Source organism: Mesotoga sp. BH458_6_3_2_1 (assembly GCF_003664995.1).
Lineage (GTDB): Bacteria > Thermotogota > Thermotogae > Petrotogales > Kosmotogaceae > Mesotoga.
This window is the reverse complement of record NZ_JFHL01000005.1, coordinates 166154-181853: the sequence shown is the minus strand read 5'-3', so window position 1 is coordinate 181853 and position 15700 is coordinate 166154. Positions and strand designations below refer to the sequence as shown.

At 46.8% G+C, this 15700-nt stretch carries 15 protein-coding genes; 6 read left to right on the top strand and 9 right to left on the bottom strand.

Annotated features, from left to right (window positions below):
• The first annotated feature begins 5 nt into the window (after window positions 1-5).
• Genes Y697_RS04820 through Y697_RS04805 form a run of 4 tightly spaced genes read left to right on the top strand, consistent with a single transcriptional unit; the run spans window position 6 to window position 3410 of the window.
• Window positions 6-623 carry a uracil-DNA glycosylase family protein gene (locus tag Y697_RS04820; RefSeq protein WP_121550544.1) on the top strand — a complete coding sequence of 206 codons (618 nt, stop codon included), beginning with the start codon at window positions 6-8 and terminating at the stop codon, window positions 621-623.
• 9 nt (window positions 624-632) lie between these two features.
• Window positions 633-1577, top strand: a complete 945-nt coding sequence (locus Y697_RS04815; RefSeq protein ID WP_121550543.1) for an NAD-dependent epimerase/dehydratase family protein — start codon at window positions 633-635, stop codon at window positions 1575-1577.
• A complete protein-coding gene (locus Y697_RS04810; RefSeq protein ID WP_121550542.1) occupies window positions 1540-2853 on the top strand; it encodes a replication-associated recombination protein A in 1314 nt (437 codons plus the stop codon). Before Y697_RS04815 ends, Y697_RS04810 begins: the two co-directional genes overlap by 38 nt.
• On the top strand, window positions 2850-3410 hold the full coding sequence (locus Y697_RS04805; protein WP_121550541.1) for a macro domain-containing protein: 561 nt from the start codon (window positions 2850-2852) through the stop codon (window positions 3408-3410). Before Y697_RS04810 ends, Y697_RS04805 begins: the two co-directional genes overlap by 4 nt.
• Here the strand turns inward: Y697_RS04805 and Y697_RS04800 are convergent.
• Together Y697_RS04800 and Y697_RS04795 are read right to left on the bottom strand one after the other, a co-directional pair.
• A complete protein-coding gene (locus Y697_RS04800; RefSeq protein WP_121550540.1) occupies window positions 3394-4068 on the bottom strand; it encodes a thioredoxin fold domain-containing protein in 675 nt (224 codons plus the stop codon). The two genes, Y697_RS04805 and Y697_RS04800, sit on opposite strands and share 17 nt — an antisense overlap.
• Before the next feature lie 4 nt (window positions 4069-4072).
• The gene (locus Y697_RS04795; RefSeq protein WP_121550539.1) at window positions 4073-4807 is read right to left on the bottom strand and encodes a cytochrome c biogenesis CcdA family protein; all 735 of its coding nucleotides are present in this window, start codon (window positions 4805-4807) and stop codon (window positions 4073-4075) included.
• 825 nt (window positions 4808-5632) lie between these two features.
• Here Y697_RS04795 and Y697_RS14585 point away from each other — a divergent pair.
• Window positions 5633-5791: a hypothetical protein gene (locus tag Y697_RS14585; RefSeq protein WP_183083715.1), complete on the top strand. Its 159-nt coding sequence runs from the start codon at window positions 5633-5635 to the stop codon at window positions 5789-5791.
• 588 nt (window positions 5792-6379) lie between these two features.
• On the opposite strand, the gene Y697_RS04785 is transcribed toward Y697_RS14585, so the two are convergent.
• The 5 genes from Y697_RS04785 to Y697_RS04765 all read right to left on the bottom strand — a co-directional run bounded on the left by Y697_RS04785 (window position 6380) and on the right by Y697_RS04765 (window position 11823).
• On the bottom strand, window positions 6380-7249 hold the full coding sequence (locus Y697_RS04785) for a sugar phosphate isomerase/epimerase (protein WP_121550537.1): 870 nt from the start codon (window positions 7247-7249) through the stop codon (window positions 6380-6382).
• A 16-nt stretch (window positions 7250-7265) separates the two neighbouring features.
• A complete protein-coding gene (locus tag Y697_RS04780; protein ID WP_121550536.1) occupies window positions 7266-8198 on the bottom strand; it encodes a sugar phosphate isomerase/epimerase in 933 nt (310 codons plus the stop codon).
• Window positions 8195-9220, bottom strand: a complete 1026-nt coding sequence (locus Y697_RS04775) for an ABC transporter permease (protein ID WP_220665724.1) — start codon at window positions 9218-9220, stop codon at window positions 8195-8197. The genes Y697_RS04780 and Y697_RS04775 overlap by 4 nt, the downstream gene beginning before the upstream one ends.
• A gap of 23 nt (window positions 9221-9243) precedes the next feature.
• Window positions 9244-10734 (bottom strand): sugar ABC transporter ATP-binding protein, encoded by a 1491-nt coding sequence (locus Y697_RS04770; protein WP_121550535.1) that lies wholly within the window; start codon window positions 10732-10734, stop codon window positions 9244-9246.
• Between the two features lie 81 nt (window positions 10735-10815).
• Complete coding sequence (locus Y697_RS04765; RefSeq protein WP_121550534.1) at window positions 10816-11823, bottom strand: sugar ABC transporter substrate-binding protein; 1008 nt, start codon at window positions 11821-11823, stop codon at window positions 10816-10818.
• 445 nt (window positions 11824-12268) lie between these two features.
• Between Y697_RS04765 and Y697_RS04760 the strand changes: the two genes are divergently transcribed.
• Window positions 12269-13129: a proline iminopeptidase-family hydrolase gene (locus Y697_RS04760; RefSeq protein ID WP_121550533.1), complete on the top strand. Its 861-nt coding sequence runs from the start codon at window positions 12269-12271 to the stop codon at window positions 13127-13129.
• A 77-nt stretch (window positions 13130-13206) separates the two neighbouring features.
• On the opposite strand, the gene Y697_RS04755 is transcribed toward Y697_RS04760, so the two are convergent.
• Both Y697_RS04755 and Y697_RS04750 read right to left on the bottom strand, forming a co-directional pair.
• Complete coding sequence (locus Y697_RS04755) at window positions 13207-14991, bottom strand: 5'-nucleotidase C-terminal domain-containing protein (protein WP_121550532.1); 1785 nt, start codon at window positions 14989-14991, stop codon at window positions 13207-13209.
• A 77-nt stretch (window positions 14992-15068) separates the two neighbouring features.
• Window positions 15069-15554, bottom strand: a complete 486-nt coding sequence (locus Y697_RS04750; RefSeq protein ID WP_121550531.1) for a ferritin — start codon at window positions 15552-15554, stop codon at window positions 15069-15071.
• Window positions 15555-15700: the final 146 nt, after the last annotated feature.

The window sequence follows — 15700 nt, the reverse complement described above, 5'->3', positions numbered from 1 at the left end:
AACTGTTGACTGACTACGTTAAGAGAAAGGAGCTTCTTCTGGAGCTCAACTCTAAGATAAGTGATTGCAATCTCTGTCCGCTCAGCTCCTCCAGAACCAACACGGTCCCTGGAGAAGGCTCGATCGAAACACCTGTGGTGTTTGTTGGCGAAGGACCGGGAGCCGACGAAGACGCTTCCGGCAAACCTTTTGTGGGACGGGCCGGCGAATTACTTACTAAGATTCTCGAGTCCGTTAAGCTTTCTAGGCAAGACATATTCATCACCAATATTGTGAAGTGCAGGCCTCCAAAAAACAGAGTGCCGACGGCCGAGGAGCAGAGGGCATGCTCGCCGTATTTACTCTCTCAGCTGGCAGTAATTAAGCCCAAGGTCATTGTCGCGTTGGGCTCAACAGCACTATCATATTTCGTGGAACAGGACAAAATTCAAATCACCAAAGTAAGAGGGCAGCTCTTCGACTGGATAGGAGGAGTGAAGGTCTTTGCAATGTTCCATCCCAGTTATCTCCTGAGGAATGCTTCAAGGGCGCCTGGTTCACCAAAGAGCTTAACATGGGAAGACATTCAGAAAGTCAGGAAGATGTACGATCAGTTGCTTGCAGGAAAGGAAATCAATATATAGGAGGAAAGCATGGCCGAAAACTATCTGGTTACCGGAGGAGCAGGATTTATCGGATCACACGTTGTAGACCACTTGATTACAGCTGGAAAGATACCAATCGTTGTGGACAATCTATCGAGTGGGAAGATTGAAAATCTAGATCCCAGAGCGCTCTTCTATGAACAGGACGTAACTGATGTCGAAATGATGGAAAGGGTCTTCATGCTGCATAAGCCGACAGCTCTCTTCCATCTCGCAGCTCAGATAAGCGTCTCCAAATCGGTGAGAGAACCCGAAGAAGATGCGATGATAAATATTATTGGTACGCTGAGGCTTCTAAAGATTGCGGCGAAATACGGAATCAAGAAGGTGATCTTTTCATCTACGGGTGGCGCGATCTACGGCGACGACGTCAAAAAGATTCCAACGGACGAGCAAGAGCTTCCCAAGCCACTTTCTCCGTACGGTATCGCAAAATTCTCAGTTGAAAACTACCTTAGATTCTTCTCCAACGAAATCGGGATGAAATATACTGTGCTGAGATACGCCAATGTCTACGGCCCTCGACAGGACCCTTACGGAGAGGCAGGCGTTGTCGCAATCTTCTCGGAGAGAATGCTTCGCGGTCAGGAGGTTGTTATCTTCGGTGACGGTGAATGCGTAAGAGACTACGTCTTCGTAAGTGACGTTGCGAAGGCGAATCTTCTGGCGCTCGATAAATGCGAAAATGAAATCGTGAATGTTGGAACTGGAACAGGAACGTCGGTAAATGATTTGTTCGCGAAAATGAAGGATCTAACAGGTTATTCTAAAGAAGCGGTTCACAAAGAATCCCGGCCAGGTGATCTGAAGAAATCGATCCTAAATGCAGAAAAAGCAAGATCCTTGTTGAACTGGGAGGCTTCTGTGAAGCTGGAAAAGGGGCTTGAAGATACAATTGAGTATTTCAGAAATGAACTGGTATCCTCTCAGTGAGAGGCTTAGGCCGAGAGAGTTCGATGACGTTGTAGGCCAGGAGCACTTAACTGGAAACAAGGGCATTATTCGCGGAGCAGTTGAGAGTGGCAAGCTGTTTTCTATGATTCTCTACGGTCCTCCCGGAACGGGAAAGACGACGATCGGCGAAATCATCAAATCGAAGCTTGGAAACCGATACCATTTTGAATTCTTCAGTGCCAGTCTTCAAGGAACTGGCGATCTGAAGAAGCATTTTGAACATGGAGAGAGACTGAAGAGGGTCGGCCAACAACTCGTGCTTTTCGTCGATGAAATTCATCGGCTGAACAAAAGTCAACAGGATGTATTCCTTCCGGTGACCGAGAAAGGTCTAATAATACTTATCGGTGCTACAACGGAGAATCCCAGCTTCGAGGTCAATCCCGCTCTTCTCTCGCGCTGCAGGCTTGTAATTTTGAAGAATCTCAAGAGAGAGGATATTGCCAATCTTCTCAGAAAGGCAATGGAGAAGGACAGTCTACTGAGAGAGTCAAATGTGAAGGTCGACGAAGACGTGATCGAAGTGATTTCCCAGAGTAGCGGAGGCGATGCCAGAATAGCACTGAACCTCCTAGATACTCTCGTAGAGAGCGCTGCGGCACTAGACAGTTCTGTGCTTGATTTGGAAGTCATGAATGAACTCTCTGTACTCCCTTCGGGAAGGTACACGAAGAAGGGAGAGGAACATTATGACTTGATCTCTGCGTTCATAAAGAGCATGAGAGGTAGTGATCCCGACGCGGCACTTTATTACATGTTGAGAATGCTTGAGGGAGGAGAAGACCCAAAATTCATAGCAAGGAGGATGGTCATCTTTTCTTCTGAGGATATAGGTCTCTCAGATCCGATGGCGCTGGTCGTTGCCAATGCTGCCTTTGAAGCAGTGAACAATGTTGGTTTGCCGGAGTGTAAGCTCAATCTTTCTGAGGCAGCCATATATCTCTCGGTGGCTACAAAGAGCAACAGAACTTACAGCGCAATGTCGAAGGCCCAGGAAAGCGTGAAGAAGACCCCCAACCTGGAGGTTCCGCTGAAATTGCGCAATGCCGTAACGAAAGTGATGAAGGAGATGGGATACAGCAAAGGCTACAACTATCCTCACAGCTCTGGAGGCTTTTCGAGGGAGTTCTACCTGCCCGAATCAATAGAGGAGGAAGTCTTCTATGTTCCAGGAGAAAACGGCAAAGAGAAACTCGTTCTCCAAAGACTCAGATCGTTATGGAAGGGCATGAAGAATTACCCGGAGGAAAAATGAAGAGTTTCATTCTCGAAGAAGGAAGAGTCGTTCAGCTTGAGATTTCGGATATTACTGAACAGGAAGTTGACGTCATTGTCAATGCTGCGAACGGTTATTTGAGGCATGGGGGAGGCGTAGCCGGAGCGCTTGTAAGAGCTGGTGGAAAAGAGATACAGCTTGAGAGCGACGCCTATGTTCGCGAAAACGGTCCTCTTGAAATTGGTGAGGTGGCCGTTACTGGTGCCGGCTCTCTTCATGCAAAGAAGATAATCCACGTATTCGGCCCACAATATGGTGAACTCAATCTCGAAGAGAAGCTCTACTCCTCGTTTGGGCACGTACTAAAAAAAGCTGCCGAAATGGAAGCCGTTACGCTTGCCACTCCGGCAATTTCTACAGGGATTTTCGGGGTTCCGGTATCTATTTGCGCAAATCAATTTCTAAGAGCCGTTCGCGATCATCTATCCGAAAATGCATCCACTTCTCTGAAACTAATCAAAATGTGCCTGCTCGACAAGAAGACTTACGATGATTTTCTTTCGATCGCGCTCGATTATTTCAGTTCAGTAGAATAACTCTGAAAACTCCCTTTTCCAGAAGTTCCTCGGCCGTTGACTCGTCTCTTGTCAACCAAACAGTATATATGTCAACTTCCTGACCTTCATATTCGAGGGCGATGGGATCGTTCTCAAGGACGTAGTTATACTCTTCTTCATTAACCCGCACTATCTTTGCCTTACCCATGTAATCTGAAGTCTTGCCGCGGAAAACGTCGAAAGTTGTCGACTCGTAGGCCTTCTCTCCGATGAAGCGGAGTATTGGAACGAAATCATTTGCGGGAACAAAGCCCGGCAAATTGGTCAGGAGAGCGCCTTCGGTAGTGAAGAACCATAATGTCGGCGTTCCCCGAATCTGGAAGTAGGCGTAAAGGTCATTATATGTCATTTCCTTCAATTCCTCTCCAACCATGTAAGAAGCCGTTCCGGGATTGCTTTTGTAAATTTGAGAAAAAACAAAGCCCGCTCTCAGCAAATCTTGAACAGTTTCGTCTGAAAGCGTCTCCTTCACGAACTTGACGCAGTAGACACAGCTCGTGTCAGAGAACATGACTATGGCCTCTTTGTCTTCGATCTGAGAGAGTCTTATAGCGGTATCGAAATCGTCCAGCATTCCGGCATAAGAGAAAACCATAGCGGGCAACACTAGCATTAGCACAAAGATTATCTTTTTCATTGAATCAACCTCCCGTTGCGAACTGTAGTAAGTTTAGATTTCCTGTCATAGTTAGAAGTCCCGCAGCAAGTAGAACAACGAAGACCGCCACCTTTACAACTTTCCTCCATTTGCTTTCTCCGCCAAACGAGATCTTCGAAGTAAGTTTTGCCACAAGACCACTGAGCGTTAGGAAAGGTATGCTCAGGCCGAGTGAATACACCAACAACATAAGACCACCCTCGGCAATTGCAGATTGATTGGCTGCCAGAACGAGAATCGATCCGAGTATAGGACCGGCACAGGGTACCCACACGAGCCCGAGTACTGCCCCGAGTACAAAGCCGCTCACCGCCGAACCACCTAACTTCCAGACGTTCAGATTTACTCCCTTGATTCCAATTTCAAAGAGATAGAGGAATGCGAAGAGAATGAAGAGACTTCCAGAGATGATGTTCATCAGGACTACGTTCTGTCTGATGAACGTCCCAAGCCCCGTTGCTCCTATTCCAAGTATGAAGAAAAAAATCGACATTCCCAGTGTGAAAAACGCTCCCCTTATAAAACGAGCCTTCGAATCGCTCGCGCCACCCATCAGAACTCCGAAGAAGACCGGAATCAATGGAAGTATACAAGGAGAAAAGAAGGAAAGCAGTCCCCCTAGAAACGCGCTGCCATAAGTGACGCTGGTCGTTACGATTGGACTGATCATTGGTGATAAACCTAGAGTTCCCGTTGCCACAGAAGTCAATTCATTCATATTACCCCTCCCCGGTATAGTATAAACTATTTCGGTTTTCCGTGCAAATGAAATCTTTGTGAAGTTCTCAGACCAGTCAACCTTTGTAGAAGTGAGCCTCGCTGGCGCGAGGAAGTGATTCCCTTATAAAACATCAGACGCAACGCCGGCAAAGAACATGCCGGGACGAAATGCCCGCTTCGCGGGGAAACAAAGGATCGGGTGAAAAGTGCGGGTCAATGAAACCGGGTAGAAGGAAATAGAACGGATAAACTTATTTGCTGGAGCAGGCCATTAACCTTCGGTGGCCATTCTCGCCTTCGGCGAGGCCAGTTCCGACTGCGTCGGGCAAGCAAAGACAATCGAGAAAGAGAGTATAGAGACGTTCGCTGCGCTCACGAGAGAATTGAGAGAGGGGAGTCAGTTTGCTGACGCTGGCCAGTTCCGACTGCGTCGAGCAAAAAGAGCCGCTTGGATAAGAAACGTTGGTCGCCGTAAAGAAACGTCCTTGGTCCTTCGTCCAAGACCATGGACCCGTCCTTCGAAAGATCCGAAGCGGAAGTGAGGCTGCTATAAAACATTAGACGCATGCCCATAAAAGATATTAGACGCAATGCCGGCAAAGATCGTGCCGGGACGCAAGGCTGCCGAAGATCACGCCAGGTCGCAAGGCCCGCTTCGCGGGGAAAGATCTTCAAACCCTCCCTTCGGGGACTCCATTATTTACATTCTGTTAGCATACACAAGTACCGTGGAGCAATGCGACTTCGTCGGGAAGTGAACCCTCCCTTCGGGGACAGACTCCATTATTTACATTCTGTTAGCATACACAAGTACCGTGGAGCAATGCGACTTCGTCGGGAAGTGAGGCTGGAGAAGAACATTCAAGAAGTGATGCTGGGAAGAGCATCCCAGGAAGTGATGCCCGGAGAAACACCCGGGGAAGTGATGCTGGCGCTTACGCGCCAGGAGGCCAAAAGAAAAGAGAGAAGTCCCACAAGATAAGAAGAGAAAGCGAGACGGTCGCTCTCTTTTTCTCGTGAGCGAAGCGAACTCTCGTAAATGATTTTTCTCGGTTCTTCCCAGCGATCAACGGGTCCTTGACTTTAAGCGTAAAGCGGAGCTTTGTGAGCGGGTTATGAGAATCGGGTCAGGAAGAACAAGATGCTGAATGGAGTTCACAAGAATTTGTGAGCTAATTCGGTGAACGGTGGACCGTTGACGGACAACGTTGTCTTCAGAGCGTACACCGCTTCTTAGGAGCGAGATGCTGAATCAGGTTAATGACGGGGAGTGACGATTTCTTGGAAATTGATAGGGAGTTACTCTATCTTTAGTAACTCAGGTTCGGTAGCCTTTTCTCGATTTGAAAGAAGGAGGGGGCCTCGTATTGAACACGAAGCCCAAGCAAAAGTGAGGTTACGAAGATACGTTTCTTTCGGATCATCGACATTCAGATTACTCCATCAGGATCAACTCAGTTTTAAACTATCTGTCCATATAGAGACTACTATTTGAACGGCCTTTCCCAGCTTCGGACAAAGAAGCTGAAAGCGGGCTAGATCCTCCTCCAAATCGTTGCCGAAATCTGTTTCACTTCTCTTCTTCTATTCCAAGCTCTTCAAGGGTCGTTCTCAACCATTTGAGCGATCTTTCGATTAGTGGTCCGCCCATACCTTCGCACTCCATGCTGAGAGTTCCGGTGTAACCGTGGTCCCTTAGCATAGCGATGATTGTCTTTATATTGTCTGAATTGACACCATCTCCAATTGCAGAATGACTAATACCGATTCCGGTGTCCTTTCCCCTCATGGCGGCTGCCAGATCTTCAGAGACATCTTTGATATGAACGTGCTTTATTTTGTCGATGAAGCGCCTGCAGAAGGCCACTGGATCCTGGCCAGCTATGAAGCTGTTTCCAGTATCGAGATTGAGGCCGAGTCTGTCACTCTGAACGAAGTCGAGCATCTTTTCCAGAAGATCGGGATTAGTGGTGAAATAGCCATGGACTTCGATGTTTATGTTTATCTCATATAGTTCCGCCGTTTCTACAATTATGCTGTAGGCTCTCTTCATCAATTCAAGTGCCTCGTCCTCACCGAATCCAGAAGGCTTTTTAAGACCGTCTGTTGTTGCGATGTTTGGGCACTCGGCAAGTTTCGCCCACGGGATCGATTTAAGAACGTAGGGAACGCCGTTGTAGAAGCCTTCATTGCCGGAGAGGGGATAGGCCGAATCTATCTGAGAAAAACGGACTCCGTACTCTTCCATCTTGATCTTCGTTCTAAGTGGGTCCTCGGATAGCGAGATGTGGGGAAAGTATCCGAGACCGTGAATCCATGAAACACCGTCGATTATGCCCGGTTCGATATAATGCACATCATTTTCTTTGGCCCAATTTAGCGCCTTTTCGAAACTAAACACCGCCGAATTGAAAGCATCTGTGTGAAAACCAATCTTCATGGCAATTCCTCCAAATTTACAGTGAGCGGACTATTTCTTCACGCTCTCTGAAGTATTCAACTGAATCTTTGACCAGCCGATCCATTACTTCGACATTACACGGACCCGTTGAGAGAACGTATGGGTCGGGATAAGGACCAAGGGGTTCAAATGTGATGAATCTTCCTTCTTTATTCATACCGGTGAGGTAGGCTGCCATAATCGCAGTATCAATATCTATCTGGCCTTTTCCGGGCGCATCTCTGTTGCTGTCGGCAATATGAAGATTCACAAGTCTCTCACCGCACTTCAGAATAGCCTCGCCGACATTTCTTTCTCCGTTCAGCATGTGGTATATGTCGCCATTTATAGAGTTTATAGACGGTTCATCGACCTTCTCCAAATACTTCAGAGCTTCGTCGATCGTGTGGACCAGACTTACTTCGGCCGACCTTATCGGTTCTATTGCAGGCTTAACTCCAGTATTCTCGAAAAAGCAAACGCATCGCTTCAAAGCTTCGGCACTTCTTTCGATCTCGAGGTTGTCAACTGCTTCGGGCCTTCCCACCGCCCCAGGAACGATAATCATGTACACTCCATCGAGATCGGCCACGTATCGAGAAACTCGACGAACGTAATCGATAGCGTTCTCTTGCGAGTCTACTGAAGTGCTCGAGAGATCCCTTTCAGGCGAAAACATGCCGCAGGCTCCGGAAACTCTTATACCGTAGGTCTCAAGGGCTCGTTTCATCCTTTCCTTCGGTATCGACGTGTCGCCCTTTATCTCGACATACTCAAGGCCGTTTCTTTGCAGTCTTTCGAGAGAATCTTCGATAGGCTCGGTGCCAAACATCCAGATACTCCACGAAAGGGAAAGCCTGCGTTCAAATCGCTCGGGTCTCCTTTTCTTTTCCTGGACGAACTTCTTCTCAATCTCCTGATTGATCAAGACATAGTTCTGTGGTTTCATGAGTTCTCCTCCCTTACGGATTGTGGCTTAATCTTCTCCTTCTTTTTGTAGGAACTCAGAACACTCACTGCAAGGGAAGCTATTATCAGCACACCGAAAGTCACCGTCTGGAAGTAAGGATTCACCCTGAGCATATTGAGTGAATTAGATATTATTCCCATCAGCAGAACGCCAAAGAAGGTCCCGATTATCCGGCCTTTTCCTCCCGCAAGTGGAGTGCCTCCAATAACGACGGCTCCAATCGCCTTTAGTTCTGTCCCACTGCCCGTTGAAGGTTGGGCGGCTCCAATTCTCGAGAGCAATACCATTGAGGCAACACCGATAAACAAACCGTTAAGTGCGAAGGCAGTAAGCTTTGCTTTGTTGACGGAAATACCGGAAAGGAAGGCGGCCGATGGATTGCTTCCGACTGCATAAGTTCGTCTTCCAAGCTTCGTATACGACAGCATGAAGTGCATCACAATGTATGCTGCGATACTAATCAGAAAGCTCAACGGAACAATTTGCCAGAGTCTGAAAGTACCGACAAACTCAAATTGACCGTATATTGTTTGAAAAGATCCCTTGGTTATTGCAAGAGCAACTCCTTGAAAGACACTGATGAAGGCTAATGAAGTAATGAATGAGGGGGCCTTGAATGCTCTCGCAGTTATTCCAACTAATAGGCTGTTGAATATGGCTAGAGCTATTCCAACAAGGACTGCGAGAAGGTAGCCGTACCCCGCTTTTATCATCATTGCCATAACAACAGAAGAAAGACCGATATTCGCTCCGACTGAGATGTCTATCTCGCCGGATATTATCAGCAAAGTCATCCCCGAAGAAACGATACCGAGAACGGCTATCTGTTCAAGAATGTTCATCACATTGCTTGTTGTGAAAAATCTTGGGTTGACCAGCCCCGTAATTATGGCTATTGTCACTTCTGCAATGAGCAGATAGAACCACTGGCTCTTGAGAATCGAGCTTCTCTTTCTCGAAAGAATTCTTCTTTTCTGCACCATCGTGTCATCCTTACTCATTATCGTATTCCCTCCCGCGAGCTCTAGACACCTATGAAACGTTTTATCATATCTTCTTCTTCTATGTCCTTGTTTTGTACAATATCGACCAATCTTCCGTTCCTCATGACCCCAATCCTGTCGCTCATCGAAAGCAATTCTGGCATATCGGATGAGACCATGATTATGCATTTGCCTCGTTCGGCGAGCTCAATGATTAACTCATAGATCTGCTCTCTTGCTCCGATGTCTACGCCTTTTGTAGGTTCGTCGAATATATAGACTTCCGAGTCATCAATCAGCCAACGACCTATAATAACCTTCTGCTGATTTCCTCCGGAAAGCTCCTCGATCTTTTGCGACTTGTCCTGTGCTGCTACAGAGAGCTTGTTCACAATGTCATCAGTAAGTTTATCTTCTTCCTTGCGATCGAGAAGAAAGCCCTTGAAATTCTCGCTGTGCACAAGAGCCGTATTTTCAACGATATCTCTGCCCCCAAGCATAGCCAGTTTCTTTCTATCCTCAGTAATCAAAGCGATTCCGTGCTTAACAGCATCCTGCGGGGACTTTACCTTCAGCTTTTTGCCGTTTAGGACTATCTCTCCTTCATCGGCCCTGTCCGCACCGAAGAGAATATTTACCAGTTCACTTCTCCCCGATCCGACCAGTCCCCCAATTCCGAAAATCTCTCCCTTCCTTACTGAAAAAGTGACATTGTCGACTACTCCCCAGCTGGTAATGCTATTCACTTCAAGAGCAAAATCGCCAATATCAACTTTCCTTCTCCTGTAAAACAGGGAGGCATCTCTTCCCACCATTTTCCTGATGATCTCTTCAACGGTTATGTTTTCAATCGAGAAAGTACCCATACTCCTCCCATCCTTAAGAACCGTTACTCTGTCTCCTATTTCGAATATCTCCTCAAGATAATGGGATATATATACGATGCCGATACCGCGATTTCGCAAATTTCTCACGATATCCATGAGAGCCTTCGTTTCGTCCATTCCCAGTGAGCTCGTTGGTTCATCCATTATTAAAACCTTCGCGTCTCTATAAAGAGCTTTGACAATTTGAAGCATCTGCTTCTGAGAGGCCGAGAGCTCTTCTACAAGAACACCGGTCGGAAGGTGCATCTTCAGAGTCTCGATAATTTCATTTACTTTCTCCATCTGTCTCTTGCTGTCAACAACAAAGGGAAGTCTCCCCGCTAACTCATCGCCGAGATAGACATTATCGGAAACGGTAAGAGAGTCTACCAGTTCGGCATCCTGATATATTGTGGAGATACCCATTTCGATCGACTGACGGGGAGTTAGGCCTTCGATTTCTTTCCCATCGATTTTGATCAGTCCGGCCTCGGGTGAAATCGCTCCGGAAAGAATTTTGATTAAAGTAGACTTTCCGGCCCCGTTCTCTCCAACCAGGCAATGCACCTCTCCAGGAAGAAGCTCAAAGGATACGTCATCGAGTGCCCTGTGATTTCCGTAAATCTTTGTTGCCTTATCCATTTCGACTATCGGATTTCTCTGCATATCTTCACCCTTATCTAAAGATTATCTAAAAGGGGGGATGAAGAGCTCCGCTCTCATCCCCCCTGGAATCTCGTTTCTTTGTCAGTAAAGCGAATTGTATTGAGGGAAGTACTCTCTTGTCAGATCTATCCAGACTGGATCGACATCCCAGGGAACTACCTTCGTCTTGTCGTCTATCGTTTCGGGAGTGATCGGAGTGTTTGGCAGGAGGATCTGCTGATTCACATCGGTTATTAGTTCCTGAGTGTAAGCATGGAGCGCAAGGAATGATACGAATCCTTCCCAACCAGGTGAAGTCGAGATTGAGTAATCGATGCTTCCTTCTTTGATAAGCTCAATTCCGTAAGGCGCACCATTTGTCGTGATTACCCTGATCGGGTTGTTTAACAGACCTCTTGTCTTAAGCATTCTGACTACTGCCGCCGCCATTTCTTCATTGAAGATGAAGAGGTTGGAGAATTCGTAACCGGACTCGATCAAATCCTGAGCCTGATCGACAGCGACTGTCGGAGTGTACTGACCATCTCTGATAGCAACGATCTCGTTCTTTCCCAGTTCTTTAACCTTCGGTTCGAAAGTGTTTCTGAACATCTGAACGGGAACGTGTTCGAAAAGTCCCATGATGCATGCGACATTTTCGCCGGGATACTTATCTGCGATGTAGTTGGCAATGTTTACTCCCATTCCCTCCCAGTCAAAGTCGATGCATGCAACGATATCGTCATCTGACTGGAGGACCTGACCAACGTTATCTGTAACCACTAGAGGTATTCCTGCCTTCGCAGCTTCTCTTGCGGCGATGAAAGCACCATTAGGGTTGAAAGAGAAGACACACATTCCGTCAACACCCATATTTACCAGAGTGTTGATATTTGTGATCTCTTTCTCTGTATCATAGTCGGAGTTAAGTACGACAACTTCCACGCCAACGAGACTTGCCGCATACTCGAATCCTTCAACATCCTTTCTGTACCACGTATCGGGTCCCGGAGTTACATAACCATAGGTTAGCCCTGCAAGAAGCGCTTCTCCTCCAAGAATTACTGTAAGTAGAAGAAGAAGCATTACCGAACGCCTGACATGTCTCATAGCTTTACCTCCCTTTTGGAAATAAATTGACAAATACTATTCTGGAATGCCCACGATAATTATATCAATGACAGCCGTTGTTGAAGAATTCCGCTGATGTCTCATGTAATTCGACGAAGGACGATTACAGACCTCATTGGTCGAATAGAGCCAAATATCCTTCTTATCTGAAAAATTATTAGTTCGCTGTAAGTTATTCTTTGCTTTGAGCAATAAATTATTCTTGATTGTCTCCTCGGTTTACGAAGGATCAGACTCTCATTCTGCAGTGATATACTGGATTTGATCCTGGGTTTTGCATGAGAGGCAGGTTGAACCAAAGATTCGGGTCTTCGCATTCTCACTGGTTAGGCGTGTGGCTTTGCCCGTTTTAGCTGCGAATCTAGCTGTTTGCTGGCTGTTACACTTGTTCAATTCAGAAGCAATCACTTAAAGGGGAAGAACGATGGAAGGATTTGTCAGGGTTCCGGGAGGGAGACTGTGGTATGAAGTTAAGGGTGGAGATAGTAAAGGTATCCCACTGCTGACGATTCATGGCGGTCCCGGTGTTCCTCACAACTATTTGGAGACACTCGCAATGCTTGAGAACGAAAGACCAGTGGTATTCTACGACCAGTTAGGTTGCGGGAAGTCAGACAGACCTTCAGACAAATCTCTGTGGAGAATTGAGCGCTTTGTCGAGGAGATAGAGCTCTTGAGAAATGAGTTGGGCTACTCGGAAATTCATTTGCTGGGGCAGTCCTGGGGGACAATTCTTGCCTGTGAATACGCTCTGAAGTATCCGGAGACTCTCAAAAGCATGGTTCTCTCAGGGCCGGCAATGAGTATTTCAAGATTCGAAGGCGATGCCAGAAGGCTAATGAAGACGCTTTCAGTTAGATCGATAGAGGCAATTAGTAGAGCAGAAATTAGCGGAGACTTCACTCAAATAGATTATCAGGAAGCAGTTTCGGAGTTCTACGGCAAGTTCGTTTGCAGAATGGAACCCTGGCCAGAGTGCATGAATGAGGCCGTCGCAGGCATGGGGGAAGACGTCTACAACTACATGTACGGACCGAGCGAATTCACGGTAACTGGTATCCTGAAGGGTTACGACTGCAGTTCAAATCTCGGCGAAATAAACTCCCCCGTTCTACTGACCTGCGGGGAGTACGACGAGGCAACGCCAGAGACAACTGCCTTCTACAGAGAGAAGTTTCCGAACGCCATTATGAAGGTATTTGAAGAGTCTTCACATGAGCATCATCTCGAAAAGCCGTTCGAATATATCGAAGAAGTTAGGCAGTTTCTCTCCCGCACTGACTAGAGACCTTAACAAAAAAACGCCTTAAGAGTTGTCGCCACTCTTCTATGATTCTTCCAGTGCAGCCAGAAGGTAAAAGTTCACGGAATCGCAGGTCTGTAGATTATCAGCTCTGTGCCAGTCGGGATACTTCGAACTCTTGTGAGGTCTAGGTTGTATTCCATAATTTCAGAGGTGCTAATTCCATACATTTCGGCAATAGATCTCAATGTCTCGTTCCACCCTATCGTATGAATGAATCCCGTTCCCACTGACCAGTTGTTGTCTACGGTAGCGTTAATTACATACCTGTGCAGCACGTAATCCGTCATGATTTCCGAGATGTCGAGCATTATCTCCTTTTGAACGGGCCTGCCTTCAAACATGGGATATCCGCCTCCGCCCCCTGCTCGATAGCTGTTCAAGACGATCTTATAAGTCTCGTTCATCTCGAGAGGCTTTCCATTTCGCCTTATGCTGAGAACTCTTTCTCCGACAGGTCTATCCGCGGCGATGATGTACTCGATTCCCTCCCACATGTCATATTCATAGTGGATCGGTTTTGGAGTCAGCCCACTCTGCTTGAGAGCGATTTCGTTGTCAATGCAAGTGAAGTATTCGGCGCTTTTCTCGAGGGCGGCCTTGATATCTGCGCCGGTCACTTGAAGGACTTTTAGGGTATTTGAATGGGGATAGACAGAAATAATATCACGAATGGTGATGGGGCCTGTCTTCCATCCGGTAATTTCCTCCGTTAGGATCGAGGCACATGAAATACTTACTCCTGTCGCTTCCATCTGCACCCTGTTGATAAACTCAATAAGAGCATTGTCTCTCAATCTAGCTTCAAGGTGGTTTCCTATATAAAAGTCTCCTATGGAGAAACCGGCACGCTGATCGAGCCAGCTCTGAACGCGGTTCTCGAAATCACCTAATATCTCCAGCAAAGCTTTGTCAGCATCATACGCCGCCATCGACACGAGATTTACGGACTTGTCGACGATCTGCCAGCGACCGTCTCTCTTCTCAAATCCCAGCTCAACTCTGCCGACGAAGCTTCCCCGACTCGAAGGCTGAGAGACCACAACTCCATCTACTATCTCCGAAATTGTCCTGTGCTGATGACCGGTTAACATCACATCAATTCCATCAACTCTTTCTAGTATCTCGTAACCGACATTCCCTCCAGAAAAGTCTTCAGTGGGCTCCCCAGTTGACAGATCTCTTTCAAAGCCTCCGTGGTAAGCGAGTATTATTACATCTGCCTCTTCTCTCAGCAAAGGAAGATATTTCTCAGCGACACACACGGGATCGAGAAAGGAAAGGCCCGCTATATGTTCGGGATCTCCCCATTTCTTTATGATAGTCGAAGTAAGACCGAGAATCGCGATCCTTAACTTCTCATCGTCACTTTCGAGGGTGAGTATCTCATAGGGGGGAAAGACAGGATCTTCACTGCCTTCAAAGACTATGTTTGCACAGAGAAAGGGGAACTCTGCGCAATAGACAGCCTCCTCCAGAAGCTTTGGCCCGTAGCTGAATTCGTGACTCCCTATAGTGGAAGCGGTAAATCCTATAATGTTCATGGCCCTTATTACCGGATTGGCAGTGGAGTCATCTATTCTTGCAAAGTAGTATGAAAAAGGGGTTCCCTGAATTAGATCGCCTGTATCTATGACGATGGTATTTGAATTCATCGATTTCACAAGATTGACGAAACTCGATACTCTTGCCAGACCGACATCGGCGAGCTCCCCGGTCGCATAATCTATTGGGAAGACATTTCCGTGAATGTCACTCGTGTGGAGAATCGTGAGTTGAAAACTAGAAGCAAGTACTAGAGTTGAAAAAAAGAAAATGAAGATTAGAGAAAGCAGTCTCCGCATTTTCATCCCCCTTTCATCTCGAGCTGGTGCCGTCCGGTGAGAAATGAAAGCGGGATGCCTGAGCATCCCGCAGAGTTCTATCTCTCTTCGAGCTTCGAATCAATCATGAAGATTCCATTCACGTGATCGCCTACCATTTTCAGCCTCTTCACTATGTTCCTGAACGTCTTCTCCTCTTCCACTTGCTCCGTGACATACCACTGAAGAAAGTCATTCGTTGCGTAATCCCCGTCTTCATCGGAAATTGTGACGAGATTGTTAATCCTTGAAGTGATGTATTTCTCATGCTCGAGCCCTTTTTCGAACACATCCAAAATCGACTTGTAGTCAATGGTCGGTTTCTCAATGCCAGGAATCTCAACGGTTGCATCTACGTCCTTAAGGTAATCAATGAACTTCATTGCGTGTTCTTCTTCCTCTTTTGCCTGTTTCCACATGAAGTTCTCTGTTCCAAAGTATCCGTTCTTGTGAGCCCAGGCAGCCATACCCATGTAAATGAACGCAGATTCAAACTCAGCCTTTATCTGGGCGTTGATTTCCTTTTCCATTCTTGCTGTTATCATAGTCAGCCTCCTTCTCTATTCTCTATAAACGTCAACACTTCCTTCATGATATTTTACCACCGCGAAGAGAAGTCTCAAACTATCTTAATGAGAAGTACCCCAAATGTCGCGGAAAGCTGTTCTAATAGACTTATACACTCAAGCTT

Excerpts from the sequence above, each read along its gene's own strand:
- Y697_RS04815 (WP_121550543.1), top strand. The coding sequence starts at position 633 with ATGGCCGAAAACTATCTGGTTACCGGAGGAGCAGGATTTATCGGATCA.
- Y697_RS04805 (WP_121550541.1), top strand. The coding sequence starts at position 2,850 with ATGAAGAGTTTCATTCTCGAAGAAGGAAGAGTCGTTCAGCTTGAGATT.
- Y697_RS04800 (WP_121550540.1), bottom strand. The coding sequence starts at position 4,068 with ATGAAAAAGATAATCTTTGTGCTAATGCTAGTGTTGCCCGCTATGGTT.
- Y697_RS04795 (WP_121550539.1), bottom strand. The coding sequence starts at position 4,807 with ATGAATGAATTGACTTCTGTGGCAACGGGAACTCTAGGTTTATCACCA.
- Y697_RS14585 (WP_183083715.1), top strand. The coding sequence starts at position 5,633 with ATGCGACTTCGTCGGGAAGTGAGGCTGGAGAAGAACATTCAAGAAGTG.
- Y697_RS04785 (WP_121550537.1), bottom strand. The coding sequence starts at position 7,249 with ATGAAGATTGGTTTTCACACAGATGCTTTCAATTCGGCGGTGTTTAGT.
- Y697_RS04780 (WP_121550536.1), bottom strand. The coding sequence starts at position 8,198 with ATGAAACCACAGAACTATGTCTTGATCAATCAGGAGATTGAGAAGAAG.
- Y697_RS04775 (WP_220665724.1), bottom strand. The coding sequence starts at position 9,220 with ATGAGTAAGGATGACACGATGGTGCAGAAAAGAAGAATTCTTTCGAGA.
- Y697_RS04770 (WP_121550535.1), bottom strand. The coding sequence starts at position 10,734 with ATGCAGAGAAATCCGATAGTCGAAATGGATAAGGCAACAAAGATTTAC.
- Y697_RS04765 (WP_121550534.1), bottom strand. The coding sequence starts at position 11,823 with ATGAGACATGTCAGGCGTTCGGTAATGCTTCTTCTTCTACTTACAGTA.
- Y697_RS04760 (WP_121550533.1), top strand. The coding sequence starts at position 12,269 with ATGGAAGGATTTGTCAGGGTTCCGGGAGGGAGACTGTGGTATGAAGTT.
- Y697_RS04755 (WP_121550532.1), bottom strand. The coding sequence starts at position 14,991 with ATGCGGAGACTGCTTTCTCTAATCTTCATTTTCTTTTTTTCAACTCTA.
- Y697_RS04750 (WP_121550531.1), bottom strand. The coding sequence starts at position 15,554 with ATGATAACAGCAAGAATGGAAAAGGAAATCAACGCCCAGATAAAGGCT.